The organism is Chondromyces apiculatus DSM 436 (assembly GCF_000601485.1).
GTDB classification, from domain to species: Bacteria; Myxococcota_A; Polyangia; order Polyangiales; family Polyangiaceae; genus Chondromyces; species Chondromyces apiculatus.
The window spans coordinates 212,444-237,834 of the sequence record NZ_ASRX01000006.1; the positions used below are offsets into that span (position 1 = coordinate 212,444).

General features: G+C 71.5%; 21 protein-coding genes. 12 read left to right on the forward strand and 9 right to left on the reverse strand.

The features are described 5' to 3' along the window. The first annotated feature begins 243 nt into the window (after positions 1-243). From CAP_RS05395 to CAP_RS49910, 5 genes are all read left to right on the forward strand, one after another. Positions 244-1,527, forward strand: a complete 1,284-nt coding sequence (locus CAP_RS05395) for an MFS transporter (protein WP_370865968.1) — start codon at positions 244-246, stop codon at positions 1,525-1,527. 72 nt (positions 1,528-1,599) lie between these two features. Next, a complete protein-coding gene (locus CAP_RS05400; RefSeq protein ID WP_081864581.1) occupies positions 1,600-2,586 on the forward strand; it encodes a 1-acyl-sn-glycerol-3-phosphate acyltransferase in 987 nt (328 codons plus the stop codon). A 273-nt stretch (positions 2,587-2,859) separates the two neighbouring features. Continuing rightward, positions 2,860-4,494 carry a serine/threonine-protein kinase gene (locus CAP_RS05405; RefSeq protein WP_231511124.1) on the forward strand — a complete coding sequence of 545 codons (1,635 nt, stop codon included), beginning with the start codon at positions 2,860-2,862 and terminating at the stop codon, positions 4,492-4,494. After that, positions 4,491-5,708, forward strand: coding sequence for a tetratricopeptide repeat protein (locus CAP_RS43780; protein ID WP_052374220.1), 1,218 nt, complete (start codon positions 4,491-4,493; stop codon positions 5,706-5,708). Before CAP_RS05405 ends, CAP_RS43780 begins: the two co-directional genes overlap by 4 nt. Beyond that, positions 5,705-6,895: an NHL repeat-containing protein gene (locus tag CAP_RS49910; RefSeq protein ID WP_044236762.1), complete on the forward strand. Its 1,191-nt coding sequence runs from the start codon at positions 5,705-5,707 to the stop codon at positions 6,893-6,895. Before CAP_RS43780 ends, CAP_RS49910 begins: the two co-directional genes overlap by 4 nt. Before the next feature lie 116 nt (positions 6,896-7,011). On the opposite strand, the gene CAP_RS05420 is transcribed toward CAP_RS49910, so the two are convergent. The 4 genes from CAP_RS05420 to CAP_RS05435 all read right to left on the reverse strand — a co-directional run bounded on the left by CAP_RS05420 (position 7,012) and on the right by CAP_RS05435 (position 12,366). Beyond that, positions 7,012-7,869 carry a hypothetical protein gene (locus tag CAP_RS05420; RefSeq protein WP_052374221.1) on the reverse strand — a complete coding sequence of 286 codons (858 nt, stop codon included), beginning with the start codon at positions 7,867-7,869 and terminating at the stop codon, positions 7,012-7,014. Positions 7,870-7,875: 6 nt separating this feature from the next. After that, entirely contained in the window at positions 7,876-8,625 is a 750-nt protein-coding gene (locus CAP_RS05425) for a DUF2914 domain-containing protein (protein ID WP_156040507.1), read from the reverse strand. 1,021 nt (positions 8,626-9,646) lie between these two features. Then, positions 9,647-11,029, reverse strand: a complete 1,383-nt coding sequence (locus tag CAP_RS05430) for an OmpP1/FadL family transporter (protein ID WP_044236764.1) — start codon at positions 11,027-11,029, stop codon at positions 9,647-9,649. Next, positions 11,029-12,366, reverse strand: coding sequence for an OmpP1/FadL family transporter (locus tag CAP_RS05435; protein ID WP_044236766.1), 1,338 nt, complete (start codon positions 12,364-12,366; stop codon positions 11,029-11,031). Before CAP_RS05435 ends, CAP_RS05430 begins: the two co-directional genes overlap by 1 nt. A 258-nt stretch (positions 12,367-12,624) precedes the next feature. Here CAP_RS05435 and rlmN point away from each other — a divergent pair, with 258 nt between their 5' ends. Genes rlmN through tatC form a run of 3 tightly spaced genes read left to right on the forward strand, consistent with a single transcriptional unit; the run spans position 12,625 to position 15,449 of the window. Then, positions 12,625-13,761, forward strand: coding sequence for a 23S rRNA (adenine(2503)-C(2))-methyltransferase RlmN (gene rlmN, locus CAP_RS05440; protein ID WP_269324132.1), 1,137 nt, complete (start codon positions 12,625-12,627; stop codon positions 13,759-13,761). A 9-nt stretch (positions 13,762-13,770) separates the two neighbouring features. Next, the gene (gene tatB, locus CAP_RS43785) at positions 13,771-14,454 is read left to right on the forward strand and encodes a Sec-independent protein translocase protein TatB (RefSeq protein WP_052374226.1); all 684 of its coding nucleotides are present in this window, start codon (positions 13,771-13,773) and stop codon (positions 14,452-14,454) included. Beyond that, entirely contained in the window at positions 14,451-15,449 is a 999-nt protein-coding gene (tatC, locus tag CAP_RS05450; protein ID WP_231511131.1) for a twin-arginine translocase subunit TatC, read from the forward strand. Before tatB ends, tatC begins: the two co-directional genes overlap by 4 nt. 220 nt (positions 15,450-15,669) lie before the next feature. Here the strand turns inward: tatC and CAP_RS05455 are convergent, their stop codons facing one another. The 5 genes from CAP_RS05455 to CAP_RS05475 form a co-directional block, all read right to left on the reverse strand. Then, positions 15,670-16,623: a prolipoprotein diacylglyceryl transferase gene (locus tag CAP_RS05455; RefSeq protein WP_044236768.1), complete on the reverse strand. Its 954-nt coding sequence runs from the start codon at positions 16,621-16,623 to the stop codon at positions 15,670-15,672. A 1-nt stretch (position 16,624) separates the two neighbouring features. Then, positions 16,625-17,290: a signal peptidase II gene (gene lspA, locus CAP_RS05460; RefSeq protein ID WP_063748640.1), complete on the reverse strand. Its 666-nt coding sequence runs from the start codon at positions 17,288-17,290 to the stop codon at positions 16,625-16,627. A 73-nt stretch (positions 17,291-17,363) separates the two neighbouring features. Continuing rightward, positions 17,364-18,203, reverse strand: coding sequence for a signal peptidase II (gene lspA / locus CAP_RS05465; RefSeq protein ID WP_081864582.1), 840 nt, complete (start codon positions 18,201-18,203; stop codon positions 17,364-17,366). Between the two features lie 112 nt (positions 18,204-18,315). Then, positions 18,316-18,726 carry a hypothetical protein gene (locus CAP_RS05470; protein WP_156040508.1) on the reverse strand — a complete coding sequence of 137 codons (411 nt, stop codon included), beginning with the start codon at positions 18,724-18,726 and terminating at the stop codon, positions 18,316-18,318. Between the two features lie 189 nt (positions 18,727-18,915). Beyond that, entirely contained in the window at positions 18,916-19,281 is a 366-nt protein-coding gene (locus CAP_RS05475; RefSeq protein WP_052374231.1) for a DUF4398 domain-containing protein, read from the reverse strand. Between the two features lie 213 nt (positions 19,282-19,494). Here CAP_RS05475 and CAP_RS05480 point away from each other — a divergent pair, with 213 nt between their 5' ends. The 4 genes from CAP_RS05480 to CAP_RS05495 all read left to right on the forward strand — a co-directional run bounded on the left by CAP_RS05480 (position 19,495) and on the right by CAP_RS05495 (position 25,377). Then, complete coding sequence (locus tag CAP_RS05480) at positions 19,495-21,930, forward strand: DEAD/DEAH box helicase (protein ID WP_044236770.1); 2,436 nt, start codon at positions 19,495-19,497, stop codon at positions 21,928-21,930. Between the two features lie 78 nt (positions 21,931-22,008). Further along, complete coding sequence (locus tag CAP_RS49915; RefSeq protein ID WP_063748641.1) at positions 22,009-22,542, forward strand: hypothetical protein; 534 nt, start codon at positions 22,009-22,011, stop codon at positions 22,540-22,542. Between the two features lie 228 nt (positions 22,543-22,770). After that, complete coding sequence (locus CAP_RS05490; RefSeq protein WP_052374233.1) at positions 22,771-24,057, forward strand: monooxygenase; 1,287 nt, start codon at positions 22,771-22,773, stop codon at positions 24,055-24,057. Between the two features lie 150 nt (positions 24,058-24,207). Beyond that, positions 24,208-25,377, forward strand: coding sequence for a trans-sulfuration enzyme family protein (locus tag CAP_RS05495; protein ID WP_044236772.1), 1,170 nt, complete (start codon positions 24,208-24,210; stop codon positions 25,375-25,377). Positions 25,378-25,391: the final 14 nt, after the last annotated feature.

Here is a 25,391-nt window from a genome sequence, read left to right on the forward strand (position 1 = left end):
CACCCGCGGTCTCCAGAGCGTTCTGCCGCTTCGGGCCTGACGCCTGTCGCCTCGGGAAGCGGACAGTATCCCCGACCGCATGTATGAGGGTCCTGAACGATGGCTTCACCCCCACCCGATCCCGCCTCGCCCGCGCCAGCTTGCCCACCTGACCCCGGCGTCGCCCTCGGCTCTTCCCCAGGCACGGGCGCAGACGCAGACGCAGGCGCCCGCGCGCCGACGCGCGAGATCTTCGGCTGGGCGATGTTCGACTTCGCCAACTCCAGCTACACGACGGTGATCATCACCGTCGTCTTCAGCGTGATTTTCCCGAAGATCATCGTCGGCGACGCGCCCGATTACCGGCAGGGCAACCTGCTCTGGAGCGTGGCGCTCAGCGTGAGCTACGGGCTCGTGGTCCTCACCGCGCCGCTGCTCGGGACGCTCATGGATGTCCGCGCCTCGAAGAAGCGGTTCCTCTTCGCGAGCTGCGTGCTCACCGTGCTCAGCACGGGGGCGCTCTACTGGGCCACGCCGGGGCGGGTCGGCCTGGCGATGACCATGCTCGTCGCCAGCAACTACGGCTTCGCGGTGGGCGAGTCCTTCGCCGCCGCCTTCCTGCCCGATCTCGGGCCAAAGGAGGCGCTCGGGCGCATCTCGGGGTACGCCTGGGCGCTCGGTTACGTGGGGGGGCTGGTGAGCACGGCGCTGGTGGTCTTCACGGTGGGTCCGCAGGAGGCCTCGAACCTGGAGCGGCTCCGCTGGGTGGGTCCGATGACCGCGCTGTTCTTCTTCCTCGCGGCGCTGCCGACCTTCGCCTTCCTGAAGGAGCGAGGCACGCCGCAGGCACTGCCCCCGGGAGAGCGCCTCGCTCAGGTCGGGGTGGCGCGCCTCCGGCGCACGGCGCGGGAGCTCGGCGACTTCAAGGACCTGCTCTGGTTCTTCGCGGGCCTGTTCTTCGCGACGGCCGGCCTGTCCATCGTGATCAGCTTCGCGTTCATCTACGGCGATCAGGTGGTGCGCTGGCAGCCGCGCACGCAGCTCCTGATGTTCGTGCTCACCAACCTCTCCGCAGCCGGAGGCGCGGCGCTGTTCGGCCTCTTGCAGGACCGCTGGGGCAACCTCAAGACCTACCGCCTGACCCTGCTCATCTGGGGGATCGCCGTCCTCGGGATCCACCAGACGAAGACGCTCGCCGCGACGCTGGGCAGCGCACTCGGGTGGGCGTGGGCAGCGGAGGACGTGTACCTCCTCGTCGGGACGCTGGCCGGCCTGTGCCTGGGGGCGACGCAGTCGGCGGGGCGCACGGTGGTGGCGGTGTTCGCGCCGGCTGCGCGGGCCGGGGAGCTGTTCGGGCTGTGGGGCGTGTGCGGGAAGCTGGCGTCGATCGTGGGCCTGCTCTCGCTCGGCCTCCTCCAGAACGCGCTCGGGCTGGAGCGGGCCATCCTGGTGTGCGGTGGCTTCTTCCTCGCGGCGTGGGCGCTGAGCCTGAAGGTGAGCGAGACCAGGGGGGTGGCTGCCGCGCGCGCGCACCAGGCGGAGTCGTAGGGAGTCCCGTCGCTCAGCGCAGCGGTAAACGGCTTCCCCCCGGCCCGGGCGCGGGGTAGTCCCGGCACCACGGTGCTGACCATCCCGAGAGAGCCCCGCCCGCGCCTCGACGCGGTCCGCGACGCGCTCGCCGCGCTCGCGGCGAAGCGGGGTGAGTTCCCTCGGCCCGACGATCTCGACGCCCGGGATCCGCGCTTCATCGCGCGCGTGCTGCCGCTCCTCGGGCTGCTCTACGACGACTACTTCCGCTGCGAAACCGAGATCGAGGCGGAGATCCCGGCGGGCCCGTTCCTGGCCGTCGCCAACCACAACGCGATGACCGGCACGCCCGACATGTTCTGCCACATGGTGGCGTTCTGGCGGCGCTACGGCACGGTGCGGCCCGCCTACGGGCTGATGCACGATGTGCCCTTCCACTTCCCGTACGCGGGCGCGTGGCTGAACGCGGGCGGGGCCATCGCGGCGAACCCGGAGAACGCGCGCCATGCGCTCGCGAGGGGGGCCGCGGTGCTGGTGTTCCCGGGCGGAGACGTGGACGCCTGCAAGCCCACCCGGGAGCAGTACAGCATCCGGTTCGGCCGACGCCGCGGCTTCCTGCGCCTCGCGCTCCGCGAGCAGGTGCCCATCGTGCCGGTGGTGAGCGTGGGGGCGCACCAGTCGCTCTACATCGCCACCGACGGCCGCCGCATCGCCGAGCGGCTGCGGCTGCCAGATCTGGTGCGCTCGAACGTGGCGCCCATCGGCCTCGCGCTCCCGTGGGGCCTCATCCTCGGGGTGCCGCTCCCGCACCTGCCGCCTCCCGTGAAGGTGCATACCCGCATCCTGCGGCCGATCCGCTTCGACTTGCCGCCCGAGGCCGCCGACGCGCCCGGCATGGTGGAGGAGGCCTTCGAGCGGGTGGTGGGCGTGATGCAGGCGGCGCTCGACACGCTCCGCGCCGAGGGGCGGCACGGGATGTTCCCACGGAAGGGGAGCGGTTCGGGCAGGAGCGCAGACGGCCACCCGGATGGCAGAGATGGGGAGAGCAGCACGCGGGGGCGAACTCCAGCAGCGCGGTGAAGGGCGCGACCACGCCGACGCGCGCAGTCCTACCAGGGCCCCTCCTGCCCACCACCGGCGCCACCTTGCCCACTGCTCGTACCGGCGGTCTCCGCCACGCTCTCCGCGCCCTGTTCACGTGACGCTGCGTGACGCTGCGCGCTGCGCGAGCAGGCAGCTCGGTCCGCCCTGCAGGCCGCGGGGCGCTCGGCTCCATGCTCAGGTGCCCGTACACCGCGTCGTGCTCTGGAAAAGTGCCCCTGTTCGGGTAGTCTCTCGAGCATCCCTGTGTCGGTGCCGCTCACTTCGTTGGCTCAGCCTGGCGACCTCGTCGCCGGCAAATACCGCGTCGAGCGGCTCGTCGCGACGGGAGGCATGGGCGTCGTACTCGCAGCCCGCCACGAAGATCTGGGCCAGCCGGTGGCCATCAAGCTCCTCAAGCAGGAATCGCTCAGCAACACCGAGGCCGTGACGCGCTTTCTCCGCGAAGCGCGCACGGCGGCCCGGCTCTCGGGGGAGCACATCTGCCGGGTGTTCGACGTCGGGACCACCGACAAGGGCATCCCGTTCATGGCGATGGAGTACCTCGCCGGGAAGGACCTGCAGCAGATCCTGGAGAGCGAGGGGCCGCTGCCGGTGCGCGACGTGGTGGGCTATGCCTTGCAGATCCTGGAGGCAGTGGCCGAGGCGCACGCCGCCGGAGTGATCCACCGCGACCTCAAGCCCTCGAACCTGTTCCTCGCCATGCGCCCCGATGGCTCGCGCCACATCAAGGTGCTGGACTTCGGCATCTCGCGCGGTCAGGGGCTCGACGCGCCCTCCGACGGGCAGGTCTTGACCCACACCCGCCAGGTGATGGGCTCTCCGGGGTACATGTCGCCCGAGCAGATGACGCGGCCGCGCTCTGTCGACGGTCGCAGCGACGTGTGGTCGATCGGCGTCGTGCTCTACGCGCTGCTCACCGGGGAGCAGCCGTTCCTCGGCGAGACCGTGGGCGCGGTGATGGCGAGCATCCTCCACGAGCCGGTGCCCAGGGTGCGGGCGAAGCGCACCGACGTGCCCGTGGGCGTGGAGCGCGCCATAGAGCGCTGCCTCACCCGTGATCTCGCCGCGCGTTACGCCAGCGTGGCGCAGCTCGGGCGCGCCCTCGCGCCCTTCGGCCCGGAGCGCGCCCACCTGTCCGTGGAGCGCATCGAGAGCTTGCTCGCGGCGGCGAGCCCCGCGGGGCAGACGCTGCTCCGCATGGCCGAGGCCAAGGCGGAGGAGTCGGACCCGATCCAGAGCGCGGCGTGGTCAGGGACGGTGCTGAGTCACCGGTCGCGTCGACGGGTGCTGGCGGTGCTCGGGGCGGCGGGCGCGCTCGCGGCGGCCGTTGCGCTCGGGGTGTGGCTCGGCGGCAGGCACGCCCGGAGCCTGGAGGTCGTCGAGGAGAGCGAGCACAGGTCGTTCCCTGGCCTCGACGAGGACACGGCGAAGGGAGCCGAGCCCGCGCGGTACACGGAGCACGCGCGACCCGCCGCGACCCAGGCCGCACCGGACGGCGTACCGGCAGCGGTGCAGGCCACGACCGCCGGGAGCGGTGCGCCCGCAGCGAGCGGTGCGTCCGCAGCGAGCGGTGCGTCCGCCGGGAGCGGTACGCCCGCAGCAAGTGCCTCGCCCACGGCGGATGGTGCGGTGAACAGGCCTGTGACCTCTGCCCAGCCAGCTCCTGGCGCCCCGGCTGCGCTCTCGGGCGCGACGAGCGCGGCGAGCGCGACGAGCGCCGCAGTGGCCACCTCGTCGAAGCCCAGGGCCACCTCGGGGCAGGCCCCCACCACGCCCGGTCCCACGCGACAGGCGGAGGGCGCGCCCACGGCGCGGCCTTCCACCGGGAAAGCTCCTGTCAGCGCGCCGGAGGACGAGGAGGACTTCCTGAAGGAGCGCAAGTGAGCCTGCCGCGCAGGCGTCCGACGATCGTGGCGATCCTCGTGCTCTCGCTGGCGACCGCGTCGACCTCCGGCGCCATGGCGCAGCAACCCGCGGTCAGGGCGCCCAGCCCCGCCGACAAGGCACTGGCCGAGGCCCTGTTCCTGGACGGTCGCAAGCGGATGGATGCGGGGGAGATCGCCGAGGCGTGCCCGAAGTTCGCGGAGAGCCACCGGCTCGATCCGTCGGCGGGCACGCTGCTGAACCTCGCCGTGTGTCACGCCAAGGAGGGCCGCACCGCGAGCGCCTGGGTGGAGTTCAAGGAGGCCGCTGCGCTCTCCGAGGCTGCCGGCAAGCCCGACCGCGCGGTTTACGGGCGGAAGCGCGCGGCGGAGCTGGAAGCGGAGCTGTCGCGGCTCCAGATCACGGTGACGGCGACGTTGCCAGGGATGGTGCTGCGCCTGGATGGCGCGACGTTGAGCGCCGTCGCCGCGGTGGGAACCGGGATGCCCGTGGACCCCGGCGAGCACACCCTGGAGGGGGTGGCGCCCGGGAAGAAGACCTGGTCGGAGCGGGTGATGATCGCGCCAGGACCCGCCACGAAGGTGGTGGTCGTGCCCGCGCTCGAGGATGAGCCCGCGGTAGCGCTGCCAGTGCCCTCCGAGACTGCGCGAGGACCCACGGCATCGGGCCCGCAGGGGCAAGCGGGGCGCGCGGGGGGCGCGACGTCTCGGGGCGGCGCATCCGGCGCGGGTACAGGGGTGGCGGGGCGCGGCGATGCGTCTGGAAAGGGCGACGCGCGGGGGCGCGGGGGCGCGGGACAAGGAGGGGGCGCTCAGGGCTCCGGCGGCTCCGGCGGCTCCGAGGGCAGCGGAGACGAGCGCGCGGGTACGCTGCGCACGCTGGGCTTCGTGGCTGGAGGGGTGGGCGTGGTCGGGCTCGGGCTGGGCGCGGCGTTCGGGCTCGTGACGTTCGGGCACGCAAGCGAGGCAAGCAAGGCCTGCAACCCTGGCGACGTGGCGTGTGGCGCCGAGCGGCAGGAGGCCTATGACAGCGGCAAGATCACGGGGGTGGTGTCGACCGTGGCCTTCGGCGCGGGCGTGGCCGGGCTGGGCGCGGGGCTCGCGCTGCTCCTGCTCTCGCGCCCCACGGCACCAGCGGCGCGCAAGGGGCGGCTGTGGGTGACGCCGGAGATCGGCCCGGGCGGGACGCAGGTCACCGTGGGGGGTCTCTGGTGAGGCGCGCCCTTCCGGCTGCGCTGACGCTGGCCCTGCCTGCGATGGGCGCGTGGGGATGCGCGTTGATCGCCGGCCTGGAGGAGCCACCCGCCGTGGAGCCGACGGGCACCGCCACGGGCGGGGCAGGGCCCGGCGGGGCTGGCGGAGGTGGGGGCGGTCAGGGCGGCGCGGGGACGGGCGGAGAGGGCGCCGGCGGGAATGGCGCGGGAGGCGGGGGAGGCAGCGTGCCGCCGTGCCACACGGAGGTCTTCGCGGTGACGTCGCTGCCGAACACCTCCGAGCAGCGGCCTCTCGCCATCGCCACGGACGACGCCGCGGTCTACTGGGTGAACGAGGGGTTCGATGTCGAACTGCCGAGGATCCGCAGGTTCGATCGGATGACGGGAGCGGTCAGCACCCTCGCCGAGACATTTCCGAAGAAGCCGGCTGCCACCATCGTCCTCGACGATCTGCACGTCTACTGGGCGGACAGCGAGCAGACTCCGTCCTGCAGCGGCACGCCCGTCCCGGAGCGCGACAGGGTGATGCGCGTCCTCAAGGACGGCACCACGATCGCCGCGCAGATCTGGACGGGCTGCGGACGCGCGGAGAACCTCGCCCTGGACGATCCGCAGCTCTACTGGACCCGCCCGACCTCGCACCAGCTACGGCGCAGCAACAAGAGCGGTGGGTCGTCCCAGATCTTCCACGACGACCCGACCGATGCGGCAGAGCCCTTCAGCGTCGCGGTGGACGGCGCCAGCGTGTACTGGAGCGATGTGAACGAGATCATGAACGCTGGGTCCATCATGGTCTACGACAAGGCGAACCAGTCGGTCACCACGTTCAGCGCGGCGCCACTGGACGCGAGCGTCCTGAAGGAGATCTGGCTCGCCGTGGACGACAGCGCGGTGTACTGGTCGACCGCGCAAGGCCTCTACCGGAAGCTCAAGAGCGCGCCGCCGGACGAGCCGCCCACGCAGCTCGCGCCGGCCATGGGCGTGCGGGGGATCGCGCTCGACGAGCACGCCGTGTACTTCACCGACAGCCTGGAGGGCACCGTCTCGCGGGTGTGCAAGGACGGCAGCGCGCTCCAGATCATCGAGCTGGGCCAGCAAGAACCGCGCGGCATCGCCGTCGACGCGACCGGCGTCTACTGGGTGAGCCGCGGGACCGGCGCCATCATGCACGCGCAAGTCCTCCCCTGATCCCGGCGCTCCCCTGATCCCAGCGCTCCCCTGATCCCGGCGCTCCCCTGATCCCAGCGCTCACACCGACGGACGGACCACGCCTCCTGCGCGTCCCCTCGCCCGTGCTCCGCGTGTCAGTCCACCTGCAGGTGGTAGTGCGGCGGCCGCGTCTCCTCCAGCGCCGTCACTCCCCCCACCTCCAGCACCGCGTCGAGCAACGCCCGCTTCTCGGACAGGCTCATGTCCCGGTTGCGCACGTCCACCGCCCCCGACCGGAGGTGCGCCGAGATGTACACCCCGCTCTCCACCTGCCGGCGGATCACCTCGCCCATGGCGGCCACCACCACCCCCTCGGGCCGCGAGGCTGCCCTCCCCGCATTGTACGCGCGCTGGATCTCCCGCAGCGCCCCCTTGTTGCGGTACAGCGTGTCGACATCGGCCCCGAGCCGGAACAGGTCGTACATCGCGTCTGCCTGCGACACCGCGTCGCGCACGCCGCTGGTGACGACCAGGGGCTTCCCGGTGCGACGGAAGTAGCCGTCCGCGATGCGGGTAACCTTCTCCTTCACGCCAGGCGGCAGCGTCACCCCTGGCAGCAGGGTGAAGCGCATCGAGAGCGCCTCCTCCGGCAGCGCGCCTCCCGGCAGGCTCACCGGCTCCGCGGATGGCGCCGGTGGCGCGGGTAGCGCGAAGGGCGTGGATGGCGATGGCAACGGCAACGGCAACGCCGTGACCAGCGCGGGATCGTCGTTCGATGCCGCGGCCGCCGCGGGCCCCACGGGAGCCACGTGCGGCAGCACCGGCGTCGGCGACACCCGGGACCGCACCGCTGCGGCGCCGGTCACGGGAGCCGCGGAGGCCTGGCGCACGCCTGGCTCCAGGGAACGGGAGCAACCCGCCGCCAGGATGCCTGCCAGCACGGCCAGAGACAGCCGTAGCCGCCTCGCGCCGGCGCCTGACCTCACCGTGTGCTCGTTCGTGGTCCTCCCCATCTCACCTCACCTCGTCACCGTGAAGGATGAACGCCCCAGCACGGCGCCGCCAGCATCCGAGATCGTCACTTGCCAGGCGCCAGGCGCCTTCACCCGCCGGGTCGTCGCCCAGGTCCGCCACCGCCGCTCCGCGCCGATGTTGAGCTTGATGCGCTGCGACGTGCTCCCCGAAGGGGACACGAAGCTCACGAAGATCTCGCCCGCGGCCCGCGCCTCGTTGGTCAGCTCCACGAACACGTGGAGCTGCTCGATCTCGCTCGCCGCGAAGGTGCGGGCCACGCCCACCGGCTCGCGCCCCGACACGCCGCGCGCCACCTGGAGGCGCGAGACCTTGTACGAGGCCGCCGCGACATCCGCCTGCTCCGCGGAAGCCTCGGCTCCGCCCGAAGCGTCCCCCTTCTCGGCCGACGCCGAGCGCCGCCGCCGCTGCGGGGTCTTCGCAACCGCCCGGCGCTTTCCCGAGGGGTTCGCATCCGCGGCCTCCCCCTCGGCCGCCGCGCCGTCGTCGATCTCCGGGGCCGCCGGATCGCTGGGCGCCTCGGGCCGCGCGCTGGCCTCTGCCGTGGGCCTGGCGGGAGCCTGCGCAGGTCCCTCGCCAGGGCGGTTGTCGGCGCCCCGGCTCAGCGCCGCGGGCTCCTCGCGGGCGATGTCCTGAGAGGCTTTCTTCAGGTCATCGCAGCCGAGCGCCGCGCCGCCACAGCCGACGACGACCAGCGCCCACACCAGGGCGCCCCGTGTGTTCCGATGGGGTTTCACGCCCCCGGTGGTGCCATGAAAGGGCGGACCGGGTGAACAAAGTGGCAAATTGACGGACATCGCCAGGACAGGTGTTGGACCTGCGACCAGGGCTCCCTCCCGGGAACCTGGCTCTGGAGATGCACTGTTACGACGGTCTACGCAGCGCCTGGCATGCGCGGCTCGATGCCCACCGCCTCGCCGCCTCGCCGCCTCCCGTGCCGTTCAGCGCGGCAGAGGGCGCCGCGGCCCTACCCGGCGGACGCTCTGGGAGCGATCCTCGGTGGCCGCAGAGCTGAACACCCCTGCCTGTTTGCTGTCGTCGATGGTGAGGATCAGCAGACCCCCATTGGCGCCTCGTGACGTCGTCGGCCGGCTCGCGCCACTGGTGCCACGCGCCGGACGATCCGAGTGCTGAGCTGCGCTATGCCTCATCGCCGAATCCCTTTCAGAAACACCAGGCGTGGCGACCCTGCCTCGTATCCCCGGCTGGGCTGCCCCCGCGTCGGACTCGTGGAGACCGGCTCGAGGTGTGCGCGGGGGAGGGCATGGTGCAGATTAGTCATGCGTCCGAAAAATTGTCACCGGCAAACCGAGGCTCACGATCACTTTCTTCCTCAATCGCTCCGAACCGCAATCGTTCACCGCCGCCTGTTCCCTGCTCGTTCCATCGTTCCATCGCCTCGTCGTCCGAGAAGGTGCGGGCTGTGTGGCCCCTGCTTACGCGCGTCACCTCGGTCACTTCGCGGGGTGTTCTGACGTTCCACACCCACCGAGGCAAGCGTACCCCGCGACCTCCCACGCGCAACCACAACGGAATGCTCCGGGTCGCCTGCAGGGCGACCGCCCCTGCAGCGAGGAACCCGACAGGGGCACATTTCCGGGCATCAGGGGCGGCACGCCAGCCGCAATCGGCCGAAGCCCCACAGCCAGGCGCAACGGATGGCTTCCACGTGAATCCTGGAAAGGCGGTCGTGAGCTCTGCAATCACACGACCAGCACGCCCGCGCGTGTTCTCTCGCAGGCGAGGTGCCCGTGGGATTCAAAATGCGGCAGTCAGCGTCCCACCCGCGCTGATCATGGTGCCCCCCGCCCGGAAATCGCCGATGAAGTCGGCGGGGTTCGCTTTCTCGGTCACCTGCTCGGGCAGCACGGAGAGCTGGCCGTGCACGTCGAGGCGCAGCGCTCCTTGCAGCACGGCCCCCGGGCGGTTCCACCACAGGCCTGCGCCGAGGGACATCGTGTGCCGGTCGACGTCCACGTAGTTGGTGGCGCCGGTCTGCGGCGGAATCGGCGAGCGCTCGTACACGTACCCGGCACGCAGCGGCACTTCCAGCGCGCGGCGCGGCGTCGCCTCGCCGGAGATCTGGCGCATCGGCCCCGCCACCGGCCACACATACTCGACGCCCACCCGTGGCACGAAGCGGTCCCGGAACTCGAGCGGGATCGCCACGGTCGGGCGGGGATCTTCGGGCAGGTCGATGTCGAGCCCCGGCGGCGTCTCCACCGCGAGGTGCGCCCTCGTCCGCGCCACCGGGCTCTCGTAAGCCGACCAGTTCACCCAGGTCAGGTCCACGTTGATCTTGAGCCGCTCGATGCGTTGAAAACTCAGGCCGAGGACCACCTGCTGCGGCAGGAACCCATCGATGGTGCGCGACTCCAGCGCGTAGGCGAGCGGTACCTCCACCCCGGCGAAGTCGATCACGCCATCGAGGTTCGCGTCGATCGACAGGGGGAGCTGCGCCTCGCCGCGGTAAGTGAGCCCCACGAACCCGAGATCCCCCGCCTTCACACGCAACCCGAGCTGCGGGTAACGAATGGTGGTGAGATCGGCGTCGACCTCGTGCTCGAGCTTCGATTCGTAGGGTGACAGCACGCTGGCGCGCCCCGTCACCTGGAACCCTCCGCGCGTGGAGGCGAGGAACGCGAGGCCGCCGCCCACCTCGAGCCACGGGAACGGACGGACCGCCAGGTTCGCCGCCAGGAACAGGATGGAGAGGCGGTCGTCGTAGAGCTCCCAGCGCGGCGTCTCCTGCCGGAGCGCCTTGATGCGGGAGAGCCCCTCGTCCGGGATGAAGGTGGACAGCCCGAACGCGAACGGGATCCCCGCGACCGCGCCCGGCGCCACGAGCCCCCCGGCCAGTCCATGCACGTCCCGCGTGCCGCTCGGAGCGCCATTCATGCGCAGGTCGTTCGAGGTGTACGCGTAGCCGAGGGAGAGCGAGAGCCCCGTCGCGCCCACGAGGCCGGCAGGGTTGTAGTAGCCCGCCGAGAAGTCCGTGGCGTCCGCCGCGACCGCGCTGGCCATGGCCGCCCCGCGCGAGCCAATCCCGTACGCGCCCGGCGCATGCGCCAGCCCGCGCTCCACGATCAGCGCGGCGGCCAGCGCCGCAGCGATCGAGACGAGCTGCGCCGCGCGGAGCATCAGAACGACACCCCCGCGGTCAGACCGCCCGCCACGATCACCCCACCCGTACTCACCCCGGCCGCGCCAGGATTGGTGGCGGGCACCCCCGCTTCCTTGTCGTGCGTGCGCGGGAGGAGCACGTGCGCTTGCCCGAAGAGGTCGAGGTCCACCGGCCCCGCCGAGAGGCCGTATCCGAGCGTCACCGCCAGCCGGTGGTTGTCGAAGAGGTTCGCCTCCCCGGTCTGCTCCGGCGCAGGTGACGGCTCGAAGAACGCGCCCCCGCGCACCCTGGCCGTCACGCGCGGGTGCAGGGGGATGGCGCGCTCCGCCCCCGCGCGCAAAACCACGGTGTCGCTGTAGCCGGGATCCTCCGGCACCAGCGGGTCGCACGGGTCGGAGAACGGTAGCCCAGTGTCGGGGTCGAGCACGGGACAGCGGACGGTGGCCTCATGCGGCCCCGGGTAAGCCGACCAGTGCTTGAAGGTCGCGCCCAGCGCCAGCCGCCAGGGGCCGAGCGTGCGCGCCACCTCCAGCGCCACCTGGAGGGGATCGTACTGCGCGAGCCCCGAGATGCTGAGCGGCGGTACGGTGATCGATCCGAGATCGCGGACGGAGATGACCACGTTGAACCGCCCCTCCAGCGCTCCCCGGAAGGTCGCGCCGAACCGCCACGGGCCGAGGTCGTAGCTCGCCCCCACGATGGGCGCGTAGCTCGCCACGAGCGAGTTCTCCACCACGGTCCCCACGCGCCCCGTGGCATCCGTCGCCACCTGCACCGAGCCGCTCAGCGCCGCGAGCGCCGCGAACCCGCCACCAAGCCGGATGCCGCGGCCCAGGTCCACGCCCACGCCAACCTGCACCGCCACCGACTGCACGCGATCCGCAAGCAGGTACTGCGGTATCTCGGAGTCGAGGATGCGGCCACGCACCACCACGTCGAACGGCGTGAAGAACCCAAGCCCGAGGGTGATCCTGTCGGTGAGGAACCCTCCGAAGGGAACCGGCAAGGTGGCACCAATGACGCCCCCTCGGAGCGGTCCGTAAGGCAAGCGGCCACTGTCGGGCAACCCCGTGGCGCCCGCTGCACCATCCGCAGGCTCGGCGCGCACGTCGAAGGTCGCCGCCGTCATCCCCACAGTGAGGCGACGGACATGGGTCGCCGAGAGCAGGGCCGGGTTGCCGTAAACAGCCTCGTACCCCTCCGCCACCGCCGCCCCTGTGGCCCCCATGGCCTGGGTGCGGGCCCCATAGCCGAGCACGTCCTGCGGCGACGCCAGCGCCTCCGCCGGAGCCGCGAGCAGCAGCCCTCCGAGCGTTGCAGCAACCAGGCCGCCCCTCCTCGCCGTGCCCCTCACCCCGCTCCCCTCATCTGCCTCGACCCTAGACCGGTCCCGAACGCCGCATCAAGGTCCTGGGAGGCGCCCCAAGAATCAAGTACTGGTACTGCGTACCCTGTCTCAGGGGCCTTCGGCCCCTACGCTCCCGATGGTACTGCGTACCCTGTCTCAGGGGCCTTCGGCCCCTATGCTCCCGATGGTCGCTACCCCCGTGCTGCGTACCCTGGATCAGGGGCGGGGAGCGGCGTCCTGGCACGGCATCCCCCTCTGCGCTCCATGATCGAAGCGTCACCGAACCCGCCCCTCGCCTTGCAAGGCCTGCTGCCCGACGAACTCGCAGCCACCTGCAGCATCGAGCTCGCCGACGCGCGCCGCATCGTGTCCCTCGCCCACCGCCGCGGCGAGCTCCCCACCCGCGCCCCGGCAACCATCCGCCGCGCCGCCCTCGACGCCGCACGCGCCCGCTGCCACGTGCCCACCCTCGAGGTCGTCGAGCGCCGCCCGAGCGCCGTCGACCCGTTCGTGAAGTACGCCTTCCGCCTGCACGACGGCGCCATCATCGAGAGCGTCCGCATCCCCCTCGAAAAAGCAGGCCGCTACGCGGTGTGCGTGAGCTCCCAGGCCGGCTGCGCCCTGGCCTGCGCCTTCTGCGCCACAGGCCGCATGGGCCTCACCAGAAACCTCGAAGCCTGGGAGATCGTGGAGCAGGTGCGGCTCGTCCGCCGCGACCTCGAGGCGGAGCACCCCGGCGCCCGCGTGCACGGGATCGTCTTCCAGGGCATGGGCGAGCCCCTCGCCAACGCCGACCGCGTCCTCCGCGCCATCCGGGTGCTCTCCGAGCCCAGCGCCCAGGCCATCGACCGGCGCAACATCACCGTGTGCACCGCCGGCCTCCCCACCGGCATCCGCCGCCTCGCAGAAGAGGCCCCCGGCGTGCGGCTCGGCGTCTCCCTCGGCTCGGTGAGGCCCGGCGCCCGCCGCGCGCTGATGCCCATCGACAGCGCCCACCCCCTCGCCGAGGTGCTCGCTGCCGCCGGCGAGCACGCCCGCACCACCGGCTACGCGCCCATGTGGGCCTACACCCTGCTCCTCGGCCAGAACGACACCGACGAGGACGCCGGTCACCTCGCCACCCTGGCCCGCGACTTCGCCAGGACCCACGGGGTCCCCCCGCGCATCAGCCTCATCCCCTTCAACTCCATCGGCGACGACGCCCTGCAGCGCTCCGACCGCATGGAGGCCTTCCGGAACGTGCTCTTCGCAGCCGGCGTCGGGTCGATCGTCCGCTACTCCGGCGGCGGCGACGTGGGCGCCGCGTGCGGGCAGCTCGCCCGCACCGACCTGCCCCGGCGGGGGGCGGCCTCGCCCCGGGGGGCGAGGGTCACGGTGGATCCCGGCATCTCACCGCGCTAGCTTGCGCCCGTGCTCGGCTTCAGCTTCGGCGAGATCTTGGTGCTCGTCATCGTGGGCGTCGTCGTGGTGGGCCCCCGCAAGCTCCCCGAGATGATGCGGACGCTCGGCCACTGGGTCTCCAAGCTCCGCCGGATGAGCACCGACCTCCGCGCCCAGAGCGGTATCGATGACCTCATCCGTCAGGAGGGCCTGGAGCGAGAGATCCGCGAGCTGCGGTCACTCTCGCGGGTGAACGTGATCGAGACCCTGGTCACCCCGGTGAGCGGCTCCGCCACCGCCGGCGCCGTGGCCTCCGCCGCCCCCAAGCTGCCAGCGCGCGCAGCCCAGCCCATCCCCGACGACGACGACGACGACGACGACGGGCCTACCCCGCTGCGCGAGCGCGAGTACCCGGCCCTCGGCTGCGACAGCTACGGGGCCTACCCCGACGACGCGCAGCCCTACGCAGGCGAGACCTACGCAGGCGAGACCTACGCAGACGCGCCCGCCGCCGTCCCCGTCACGAGCGCCGCTCCAACCGCCCTCGCGCCGGCCGGGTCCCCTCCCCCCGACGCCGCCCCGCCCGCCGGCAGCGAGGCCGCATCCACCCCCGGCAACGAGACCGCGAAAGACACCGGCAAAGACACCGGCAAAGACACCGCCGCGACCACCACCACGCCTGCCCCCGCCACAGGTGAGGGGGCATCGACGTGAGCGAGGACCGCACCGTGCCGACCCCGACCAAGCCCACCGGCGCCACCGCTTCCTCCACCACCCCGAAGGTCACCCCCGCACCGGGCACCGCCCCCAGGGCCGCCACAGTCCCCACCCCGGCCAAGAAGCCACCCCCCGCGGCCAGCAAGGAGGACGAGGAAGACAGCGAAGACGCCGAGGCCGACAAGCCCATGAGCTTCTGGGAGCACATGGACGAGCTCCGCTCCCGTCTCGTACGCAGCCTCATCGCCTTCTTCGTCGCCACGATGGTGACGTGGAACTACCACCAGGAGCTGATGCACATCCTCTCCACCCCCTTCCGGGTGGCCTGGAAGGAGCAAGGTCTCCCTGGCGAGGGCACGCTGCACTTCGGCGCCCCCGCAGTCCCCTTCTCCGTCTACTTCAAGCTGTCGATGATCGGCGGCGCGCTGGTCGTCTCGCCCTACCTCTTCTACCAGCTCTGGTCCTTCATCGCGCCCGGGCTGTACGCACGCGAGAAGAAGTTCGTCATCCCCTTCGTCGCCGCGTCGACATTCCTCTTCGTCGGCGGCGCCGCCTTCGCCTACTACACCGCAGTCCCCCTCTCCCTCAGCTTCTTCCTCGGCCTCTCCGGTCAGGTCGGCGAGGGCGGCATCGTCATCACCCCCACGGTGATGATGGGCGACTACGTGGAGTACATCGGCTTCATCCTGCTCGGCTTCGGCCTCGTCTTCGAGCTGCCCCTCCTGCTCCTCTTCCTCTCCATCGCCGGCGTGGTGAACTACCTGCACCTCCTGCGCTTCGGCCGCTGGTTCGTGCTCGTCGCCTTCATCGTCGCCGCAATCCTGACCCCGCCCGAGGTCATCAGTCAGCTCGTGATGGCCGGCCCGATGTGCCTCCTCTACCTGCTCTCCATCGGCCTCGTGTACCTCTTCGGCAAGAAGCCCACCGAGGAACAGAAAGCCGAATACCGCGCCTCCCGCGAGCGCGACAAAGCCAAAGCCACCGCCTCCTAGGTACTGCGTACGGCAAATCAGGGGCCTGTCGGCCCCTACGCTCCCGATGGTCGCTACCCCCGGTGCACTGCGTACGGCAAATCAGGGGCCTGTCGGCCCCTACGCTCCCGATGGTCGCTACCCCCGGTGCTTCGCGCGAGCGTCGAGCGGAGGACCCGACACGAACCTGGGAAGTCTCCTGCGAGCGTCGCGCCGAGGACTTGGGGCGAACCTGGGAAACTCAGACCGCCGCGGGCACGGCCTTCGCAGCCTTCGCGGCGCGCTGCCGGTGGATCAGCAGCGCCACCCCCACCAGCACCACCCCGATGAGCTGCGACGTCGACAGCCCCAGGAGCCCACCCCGATCATCGGCGCGCAGGAACTCCAGCACGAACCGCCCGATCGCGTAGAGCGCCAGGAACGCCACGAACACCTGCCCGTCGTACCGCTTCCGCCCGTGCACCCAGAGCAAGCACACCGCCGCAATCGCGAACGACACCGCCGACTCGTAGATCTGCGTGGGATGCACCGGATGCGACGGCATCCGCGCGGCCGCCAGCTCCTGTAGCTTCCACTGCGCCTCGCTCGCCGGACTCCCCGGCGGGAACGCCAGGCCAAACGGCCCGTCCGTGCGCAGCCCGAAGCAGCACCCCGCCAGCAAGCACCCCATCCGCCCGAAACCCAGGCCGAGCGGGATGGCGAAGCCCGCCATGTCCGCCGCTTTCCAGAACGGGAACCTGTCCCGCTTGAGCAGCCACCACGCCGCCGCCGACGCGCCGAAGAACCCGCCGTAGTACGCCAGCCCGCCCGCCCAGAACTTCGCCCACGCGAAGCAGTCCCGGTTCTTCGGGTGACACACCCCCTTCAGCTCATCCCAGACGCCCGGGAACCGATCCGTCCCGCACTGCGCCTGCTCGATCCTCCAGTCGACGAGCATCGGGTCCGTGCAGAGGTGCACGTAATCCCAGAAGTAACCATCCGCGATCACGTGGAGGAGCCGCCCCCCGATCACCCCCGCGAGGATGCAGGCCAGCCCCAGATCAACCACCACGTCCGGATCCTTGCCGATCCGGCGCGCCCACATCGCCCCGATCCCCGTGGCAAACAGGAAGCCCGCGACGAGCAGCAGGAAGTAGGCCGGAAAGCCGACCTCCCCCCACTGGATGGTGTCGAGTCGGAACAGCTCGGGGCGCATCTCAGCCCTCGTCCGCCGTGGGCTTCCGCTCTCCTGCAGCCTCGGTCACCGCAGCCGGCGCGTCGCGGCGGGGCTCCTCGGCCACGGCCTTCTTCGTCGCGTCGCCATGCTTCCACGAGATGAACATGTCGACGAACATCAGCCCGACGCCGACCACGATGGCAATGTCCGCCACGTTGAACGTCGGCCACGTGTACGACTTCGTGACGTGCACCTGGATGAAGTCGACCACCACCCCGTAGCGGATGCGGTCCACCAGGTTGCCGAGCGCTCCCCCGAGCACCAGCGGCAGCCCCCACTTCAGCGTCCACTGCCAGGGGTGCGTCTTCCGGTACAGCCAGACGATGACCACCACCGCCAGGACCGAGATCAGCACGAACAGGGGCCTGCGCAGCGACTCGTTCTCGTCCTGGAAGAGCCCGAAAGCACCGCCCGGATTCTCGGCGTAGATCAGGTTGAGGTGGTTCTTGATCACCTCGAGCTTGCGCTCGGCGTAGGGCCTGGGCGGCCCGAGCCGGTCCTTGGCCCACGCCTTCGAGCCAAGATCGGCCGCGAGGGTGAGCACGGAGACGATGACCAGGAACGGATACCCCGGGTGCAGCCGTGCAGAGCGGCTCGCGACCTGGTCGACCTTCTCGGATTCTCGCGGCGGCGCGTCGTCGGACATGAGGGGCTCGTTCAGTACGACAAACTCGACGGCGGCGCCAGGCACGCCCGCAGCCCCCGCACCCGGAGCAGGGTCAGGCTGCGGAGTGCGGCTCCCCGGGCGCCCCTCGCCCCGCGGTGACGCCCGCCCCGACCGGCTGGGAGACCCGACTGCCCTCCCCCACCGCGGGCACCTCCGCCAGCCCCACATGCGGCTCCACCACCCCCGCCGCAGGCTCCCCGGCCTGCTCCGCTTCCCCCTCCGCCGCAGGCTCCCCCGCACGCGCACGGCGCGACGAGGTGATCATGTTCACCCCCATCAGCGCCACCCCAACCACGATCGCCACGTCGGCGATGTTGAACGTCGGCCAGTGATGCTCCTGCGCGCCGCGTCGGAAGTACACATCGATGAAGTCGACCACCCACCCGAACCGGATCCGATCGACCAGGTTGCCGATGGCCCCCCCGAGCGCGAGCGGCAACCCCCACTTCATCGAGGTCTGATCCCGGTGCACCCGCCGGTAGATCGAGACGATGAACACGATCGCCGCCGCCGAGATGAACAGGAAGAAAGGCCGCCGCAGCCCCTCCGGCAGCTCCCTCGCGAAGCTCCACGCGCCGCCCGGGTTCTGCGCGAAGATGAGGTCCAGATAGCCGTCGATGACCGTGATGCTCTTGCCCACCGGGCGCCGGCCATCCACCCCACCCGCGAGCCGCGCCTGCGCCCACCCCTTCGACAGGAGATCCGCCGCGCACGACAGGCCCGCGACCACCACCAGGAACAGCGTCGACGCCCGCTCCCCGGGCGGCAGCTCCTCCCCGTCCTCCATCAGCCCCCCGACCGGCTGCCTCGCCCGCGCTGCAGGCCCCTGAAGTCCCGGCCCGTGCGGCTCGGTGGATACGAGAGGCAAGGACACCTCGGGCTCCGTCGACATGCCGCGACTTGTACGCGATGGGGACTGCCAGGGCAAACCCGGCAGCCCCCTCGCGCACCTTCACGACGCATCTTGCATGACGCGCTTCATGACGCGCCCCGCCCCGACCTCATCACCCCCGCATGGGGTCCATGCCGGGCATCTGCACGTCCGGCTGACCCGGCTGTACCATCGGGCTGCCCGGTGGCTCCTGGAACTCCGGCGAGCGCCCCGGCAGATCGATGTCCGGCCGCGTCGGCGGCTCGATCTCCGGCTTCTGCCCCGGCAAGTGGACATCCGGCTTCGGCGGCTTCTCCACCTCCGGCTTCGGGTGCCCCGGCTCGATCTCCGGCTTGGGACGCGGCCCGCCCGGCGGCTCCTCCACCTCGGGCTTCTCCGGCGACCCCGGCGGGACCGCCGGCTCCTCCACCTCAGGCTTCGGCTTCGTCGGCGTCACCTCCGGCTGAGGCTTCGTCGGCTCCACCTCGGGCCGCGTCTGCCCGGGCCCCTCTCCTCCTGGGTTCGGATCCGTACTCGCTGCCACGGCTACTCCTGTCTGTGCACCCATGATCTCTCCCTGTGGCCCTCGTTCACACACGCGCACGCACGCGCCACTTCGCGCGATGCAGCACATGAACGCGCTACCTCTTGAACTGCCGAGCTTGGATGGCCTCGCTCCCGCTCCCGTCGCGTGTTCCCCCCGGGACATGCGCTGAAACAGGAGATCCCGCACTCAACGGAGCTGCTGCCCGAACACCGGCGTCGTCGGCGATCCCCGGCGCGCGGATCCTTCACGCTGCTCCTCCTGCACCAGCGCGAGGGATCGGTTCGCGTCCTGCCGCGCCTGCCGCAGCACATCCGCCGCCTCCTCGTCGTCCCCCGCCTCCATCATCTTGCGCGCCTGGTAGAGCCGCTCCCGCGCCACCCGCAAGTGCAGCGACGCCCGCTCTCCCTCGCTCGCGCCGGCCTCCTCGGCCGCTCCGATCGCGGCCTTGGTGACCACCATCTCCCGGGACGCCACCTGCGCGCCCACGCCTGCGCCCGCGCAGCCCACGAGCCCGCCGATCAGCACCACCCCTGCCGCGATCCTCCACGTCATCACCCACCTCCGCCGTGTTCTGCTGCCCTCGTGAGCGCAGCCGGGACGCCATGCTCGGCGCGACCTTGTCAGGACCGGAAAGCAAGCAACACGCGCACCACCTCCACGTCCCCGAACCTGCACGCGCCCTGCACGCATGCCCCCGCACGCTCAGCCTCCGCAGCTCCCCGTGCCCTTGAGGCTCCACCGGACATCCGTTTAGTATCCGCCGCCATGCCCGCGCCCCCCTGGAAGGTCGAGACCGGCGTCGACGCCGTCATCCACCGCTGGCTCGCCTCCGGCGCCGTCCGACCGTGCTTCACCGCCGACCGCGAGCTACCGCCGGTCGAGCCCTCCTACGCCCCCTTCCCCGGCGACCTCTCCCCTGCCCTGCGCGGCGCCCTCGAAGCCCGCGGCATCACCCAGCTCTACGCCCACCAGGCCCACGCCATCGCCGCCGCCCGCGCCGGCCGCCACGTCGTCGTCGCCACCCCCACCGCCAGCGGCAAGAGCCTCTGCTTCCACCTGCCGGTGCTCGACGCCATCGCCAGCGACCCCGGCGCGAGCGCCATCTACCTCTACCCGACCAAGGCCCTCTCCCGTGACCAGGAGGCCGGCATCCACGCCCTCATCCGCGAGGCGGGCCTGAGCATCCCCGCCGTCGTCTACGACGGCGACACCCCCGGCGACGCCCGCCGCGCCGCCCGCGAGCGCAGCCCCATCGTCATGACCAACCCGGACATGCTCCACGCCGGGATCCTCCCCCACCACGCCCACTGGGCCCGCACCTTCCAGAAGCTCAAGTACGTCATCCTCGACGAGCTGCACACCTACCGCGGCGTCTTCGGCTCCAACGTCGCCCACGTCCTCGCCCGCCTCCAGCGCGTCGCCGCCTTCCACGGCTCGAAGCCCGCCTTCCTCTGCGCGACCGCCACCATCGGCAACCCCCGCGAGCACGCCGCCCGCATGCTCGGCGTCCCCGAGGACGACCTCGAGATCGTCACCGAATCCGGCGCCCCCCGCGGCGCCCGCCGCTTCTTCCTGTTCAACCCCCCCGTCGTCAACGAGGAGCTCGGCATCCGCGCCAGCACCCCGAAGAGCGCCGTCCGCCTCGCCGCCGATCTCGCCCGCGCCCGCGTCCCTTCCATCATCTTCGGCCAGTCGCGCAACAGCGTGGAGATCATGCTCAAGTACCTCCGCGAGGAGGTCGGCAAGGAGGTCGGCGAGGAAGCCATCATGGCCTACCGCGGCGGCTACCTCCCCGACGCCCGCCGCCGCGTCGAGCGCGGCCTGCGCGAGGGCGACATCCTCTGCGTCGTCGCCACGAGCGCCCTCGAGCTGGGCATCGACATCGGCGACCTCGACGCGGTGATCTGCGCCGGCTACCCCGGCTCCATCGCCGAGACCTGGCAGCGCTTCGGCCGCGCCGGCCGCCGCGGCGCGCGCAGCATCGCCGTCCTCTGCGCCTCCAGCGCCCCCGTCGACCAGTACCTCGCCAGAAACCCCGAGCTACTCCTCGACAGCGAGGCCGAGAGCGCGCGCATCGATCCCGGCAACACCGAGATCCTCATCCAGCACCTCAAGTGCGCCGCCTTCGAGCTGCCGTTCCTCATCGGCGAGCGCTACGCCGTCCTCCCCCCCGACGACACCACCGCCGCCCTCCGCTTCCTCGTCGATCACCAGGTCGTCCACGAGTCCGGCGACCGCTTCCACTGGGCGACGGACGCCTACCCCGCCAACCACGTCAGCCTCCGCGCCGTCGGCTGGGACAACTTCGTCATCATCGACAAGGCCCATGGCCGCACCATCGCGGAACTCGACTGGCGCTCCACCCCCACCATGCTCCACGAGCAGGCCATCTACCAGCACGACGGCGAGCAGTACCAGGTGGAGCGCCTCGACTACGAGAACCACAAGGCCTACGTGACCCGCGTCGTCCCCGACTACTTCACCCAGGCCATGACCAACCGCAAGGTGGCCGTCATCGACGAGACCGCGAGCGCTCCGCTCGGCCGCGGCAGCGCCGCCTGGGGCGAGGTGAGCATCGTGGAGAAGATCGTGGGCTACAAGAAGATCAAGTTCTACACCCACGAGAACGCCGGCTACGGCGACGTGCGCCTCCCCGACATCCAGAAGCACACCACCTCGTTCTGGCTCACCGTCCCCGAGGCCCTCTGCGACGCCCTCGGCATGGGCAAGCCCGCCGCCATCGAGGGCCTCCGCGGCATCGCCCGCGCGCTCGAGACCGTGTCCACCATCGCCCTGATGTGCGACCCCCGCGACCTCGGGCAGACCCTCGGCGACGCCGAAGGCACCGGCGAAGGTGACGGGAGCGATGCCAGCAGCGAGATCCCCCACCTCCTCGGCGGCGACGAGGTCGCCGCGCGCGGCTCCACCCGGCGCCACCGCCCCCCGCAAGGCGGCCGCGGTCCGCAGCCGGGCTACGATCCCACCCTCTTCCTCTTCGACAACGCCCCCGGCGGCATCGGCCTCGCCGAGCGCATCTACGAGCGCCGCGAAGAGCTGCTCGCCCGCGCCCGCAAGCTCCTCGTCGGCTGCGGCTGCACCGCAGGCTGCCCCCTCTGCGTCGGCGCCGTCGAGCAGACCGCGGGCTCCGTGCGCAAGCAAGCTTCTCTCGGCCTCATCGCGCTCATCCTCCACCAGGCCTGAAGGCCACGTAACCGCCCCGATGTGGACACCTTCCGGGCGTGCATGCGATGGTCCCCGCCCTCAAGGAGACGATCGCCCATGAAAGCCTGGCTTGGATTTGCCCTTCTGACCCTTGGCCTCGCCGCTGCCTGCGGCGGTGACGACGACGGCGGGACCCCCGCCCCCGCCGGCTGCAACGAAGACCCCTGGAGCTGTCCCGCCGGTCAGACCTGCTGGCCCAACAGCGACCGCGTGTTCCAGTGTCTGAACAGCGGACAGGGCGACATCGGCGCCACCTGCCAGCTCGTCCTCGGCCAGCCCTCGTGCGGCGACGGCCTCGTCTGCTTCATGCTCCAGGGCGAGACCCAGGGTGTCTGCACGCCTTACTGCAACACGACCGACGCCGCCCGCGCGTGCCCCGACAACGCCACCTGCCGTCAGCTCCAGCTCAGCTCCACCGACGATCGCTTCCAGGCTTGCGACCCTCCGGCTCCGGGCACCGGGGGTGCCGGCGGTGAAGGTGGCGCTGGCGTCGGCGGCGCTGGTGGAACTGGCGGCGCTGGTGGAACTGGCGGCGCTGGTGGAACTGGCGGCGCTGGCGGCGCTGGCGGCGGCGTGGGCGGCGGCGCCTGACCCCGGCCCCACGAACCACACCCCCTTCTCCTCACACCACTTTTTTCTCCGGTCCCGGGGCTCTGCTCCCGACCTCCCCAGCCTTCCACCGCCTGCGCAGAATTTCGCGCCCGGTCCTTTTCACCTTTGCGGGACCTCCGGTGTCCATCAAGCGCCCGGCAGGTGCACACGAAGCGTGGCACCATGGGCGCACGTCCCCCATGCCGTGGGGGGCCCAGGAGAAACAGCATGCTCACGTGGCGCGGCATCCTCACCCTCACCGCGGCCCTCCCGCTCGCCCTGCTCTCCGCGAGCTGTGGCGACGACGAGACGCCCGGCAGCACCGGCAACTCGTCCACCAACGGCTCGACCTCCGAGCAGCCCGGCGACGGGCCCACCTACTACAAGGACGTCGCGCCGATCCTCCTGGAGAACTGCGCGAACTGCCACCGCGCCGAGGGCATCGCCTCGTTCTCGCTGCTCACCTACGAGGAGGCCAAGACGGCCGCTCTCTCCATCCGCAGCGCCACCGAGGCGCGGCGCATGCCCCCGTTCGTGCTCGACAACACCGGCGAGTGCAACACGTACAGCGACGCCCGCTGGCTGACCGACGCGCAGATCGCCACCATCGGCGCCTGGGTCGAGGCCGGCACGCCCGAGGGCGACGCGAAGGACGGCCCCGCGCCCCCCGAGCCCGTGGGCGGCCTCGATCGGGTCGACGTCACCTTCGACATGGGCCTCGACTACACGCCCGACGAGTCCCTCGTCGACGACTACCGCTGCTTCATCATCGACCCTGGCCTCACCGAGACCGCCTACATGATCGCCTCCGACGTGAAGCCCGGCGATCAGCGCGTCGTGCACCACGCCATCCTCTACGCCCTCGACAACGCGAACGCCGAGGCGGAGGCCGCCGCGCTGGACGCCGAGGACGCGACCCCCGGCTACCGCTGCTTCGGAGGCGCCGGCGTCAATTCCCGCTGGGTCGTGGGCTGGGCCCCGGGTGGCGGGCCGACCACCTACCCCGAGGGCACCGGCATCAAGCTCAACGCGGGCCGCAAGGCCGTGCTCCAGGTGCACTACAACCTCTCGAACGGTGCCTTCCCCGACCGCACCCGCGTCGAGCTGAAGCTCGCCCCCACCGTCGCGAAGGAGGCCGTGGTCACCCCGCTCCCCGCACTGAACCTCAACCTCCCCCCCGGGCAGGAGCTCACCGAGGCCACGAACCAGTACACCATCCCCGCCCAGGCGCCCGAGGTGACCATCTACGGCATCGGCCCCCACATGCACACCCTGGGCAGGACCATGCACGTCCGCGCGGAGACGGACTCCGGCGAGACCTGCCTCGGCCGGGTGAACGACTGGGACTTCCACTGGCAGAGCAACTCGTTCTACACGACCCCGCTCACCGTGCGCGGCGGCGACACGCTCCGCATCACCTGCGGCTACGACACCCGCACCCGCAACCAGACCACCACCTGGGGTGAGGGCACCGAGGACGAGATGTGCATCGCGTTCCTCTACATGACGTACTAGGTGCTGCGTACCCTGGATCAGGGGCCTATCGGCCCCTACGCTCCCGCTGATCGCTACCCCCTGGTGTCTTCGCAGATCGTCTCACCAGGAACCCAGGACGAATTTCCGCGCGACTTTCCCTCCGCACGGCGCCTGGCGTAGGGATCGGGCATGGTTGACAGCGCCTCCGACGATCGCCTCGAGACCCGCCTTGTTCATGCTGGTGAGCCCACGCCGCGCGCAGACGGCGCGGTGGCGATGCCCGTCTTCCAGTCGTCGACGTTCACCATCGACCGCGCCCGCGGCGAGGCGGGCTACCACGACCTCCGCTACATCCGCCTCAACAACACCCCGAACCAGCTCGCCCTCGCCGCAAAGCTCGCGGCCATCGAGGGCGGCGAGGCGGCCCTCGTCACGGGCAGCGGCATGGCCGCCATCTCCACCACGCTCCTCTCCTTGCTCGGCGCCGGCGACCACCTCCTCGCCCAGCGCGAACTCTACGGCGGCACCCACGCGCTCCTCACCGACAACCTCCCCCGGCTCGGCATCGGCGCGACCTTCATCGACGCCGGCGCCCCCGCCTCCTGGAAGGCAGCCCTCCGCCCCACCACCCGGGTCCTCTACGTCGAGGCCATCTCGAACCCCCTCCTCCGCATCGGCGACCTCGCCGCGGCCGCCTCGTTCGCCCGCGCCCACGGCCTCGTCTCCATCATCGACGCCACCTTCGCCACCCCCGTCAACCTCCGCCCCATCGACCTCGGCTTCGACCTCGTCCTTCACAGCGCCACCAAGTACCTGAACGGCCACTCCGACATCGTCGCCGGTGCCCTCATCGGCCGCGCGGTGCTCGTCGAGAAGACCAAGCACCTGCTCGACCACCTGGGGGGTTCCCTCGATCCCCACGCCTGCTTCCTGCTCCAGCGCGGCCTGAAGACCCTCTCGCTCCGGGTGCGCCATCAGAGCGCCTCCGCACTCACCCTGGCCCGCTTCCTCGAAGCCCACCCCGCCGTCGCCGCCGTCCACTACCCCGGCCTTGAGAGCCACCCCGATCACGCCCGCGCCCGCCCCTGGTTCTCCGGCTTCGGCGGCGTCCTGAGCTTCGAGCTGCGCGGCGGCGTCGAGGCCGCCGACCGCCTCATCGCCCGCGCCCGCCTCCCGCTCCACGCGCCGAGCCTCGGCGGCCCCGAGACCCTCCTCACCCGCCCCGCCACCGCCTCCCACGCCGGCCTCACCCCCGAGGACCGCGCCCGCGCCGGCCTCCCCGACGCCCTCCTCCGCCTCTGCGTCGGCCTCGAAGCCCCCGAGGATCTCCTCGCCGATCTCGACCAGGCCCTGCGCTGAAACGGACGCGCGCG

Excerpts from the sequence above, each read along its gene's own strand:
- CAP_RS05495 (WP_044236772.1), top strand. The coding sequence starts at position 24,208 with ATGGTTGACAGCGCCTCCGACGATCGCCTCGAGACCCGCCTTGTTCAT.
- lspA (WP_063748640.1), bottom strand. The coding sequence starts at position 17,290 with ATGTCCGACGACGCGCCGCCGCGAGAATCCGAGAAGGTCGACCAGGTC.
- CAP_RS05490 (WP_052374233.1), top strand. The coding sequence starts at position 22,771 with ATGCTCACGTGGCGCGGCATCCTCACCCTCACCGCGGCCCTCCCGCTC.
- CAP_RS05480 (WP_044236770.1), top strand. The coding sequence starts at position 19,495 with ATGCCCGCGCCCCCCTGGAAGGTCGAGACCGGCGTCGACGCCGTCATC.
- CAP_RS05420 (WP_052374221.1), bottom strand. The coding sequence starts at position 7,869 with ATGGGGAGGACCACGAACGAGCACACGGTGAGGTCAGGCGCCGGCGCG.
- lspA (WP_081864582.1), bottom strand. The coding sequence starts at position 18,203 with ATGTCGACGGAGCCCGAGGTGTCCTTGCCTCTCGTATCCACCGAGCCG.
- rlmN (WP_269324132.1), top strand. The coding sequence starts at position 12,625 with ATGATCGAAGCGTCACCGAACCCGCCCCTCGCCTTGCAAGGCCTGCTG.
- CAP_RS05455 (WP_044236768.1), bottom strand. The coding sequence starts at position 16,623 with ATGCGCCCCGAGCTGTTCCGACTCGACACCATCCAGTGGGGGGAGGTC.
- CAP_RS49915 (WP_063748641.1), top strand. The coding sequence starts at position 22,009 with ATGAAAGCCTGGCTTGGATTTGCCCTTCTGACCCTTGGCCTCGCCGCT.
- CAP_RS05475 (WP_052374231.1), bottom strand. The coding sequence starts at position 19,281 with ATGACGTGGAGGATCGCGGCAGGGGTGGTGCTGATCGGCGGGCTCGTG.
- CAP_RS05395 (WP_370865968.1), top strand. The coding sequence starts at position 244 with ATGTTCGACTTCGCCAACTCCAGCTACACGACGGTGATCATCACCGTC.
- CAP_RS05430 (WP_044236764.1), bottom strand. The coding sequence starts at position 11,029 with ATGCTCCGCGCGGCGCAGCTCGTCTCGATCGCTGCGGCGCTGGCCGCC.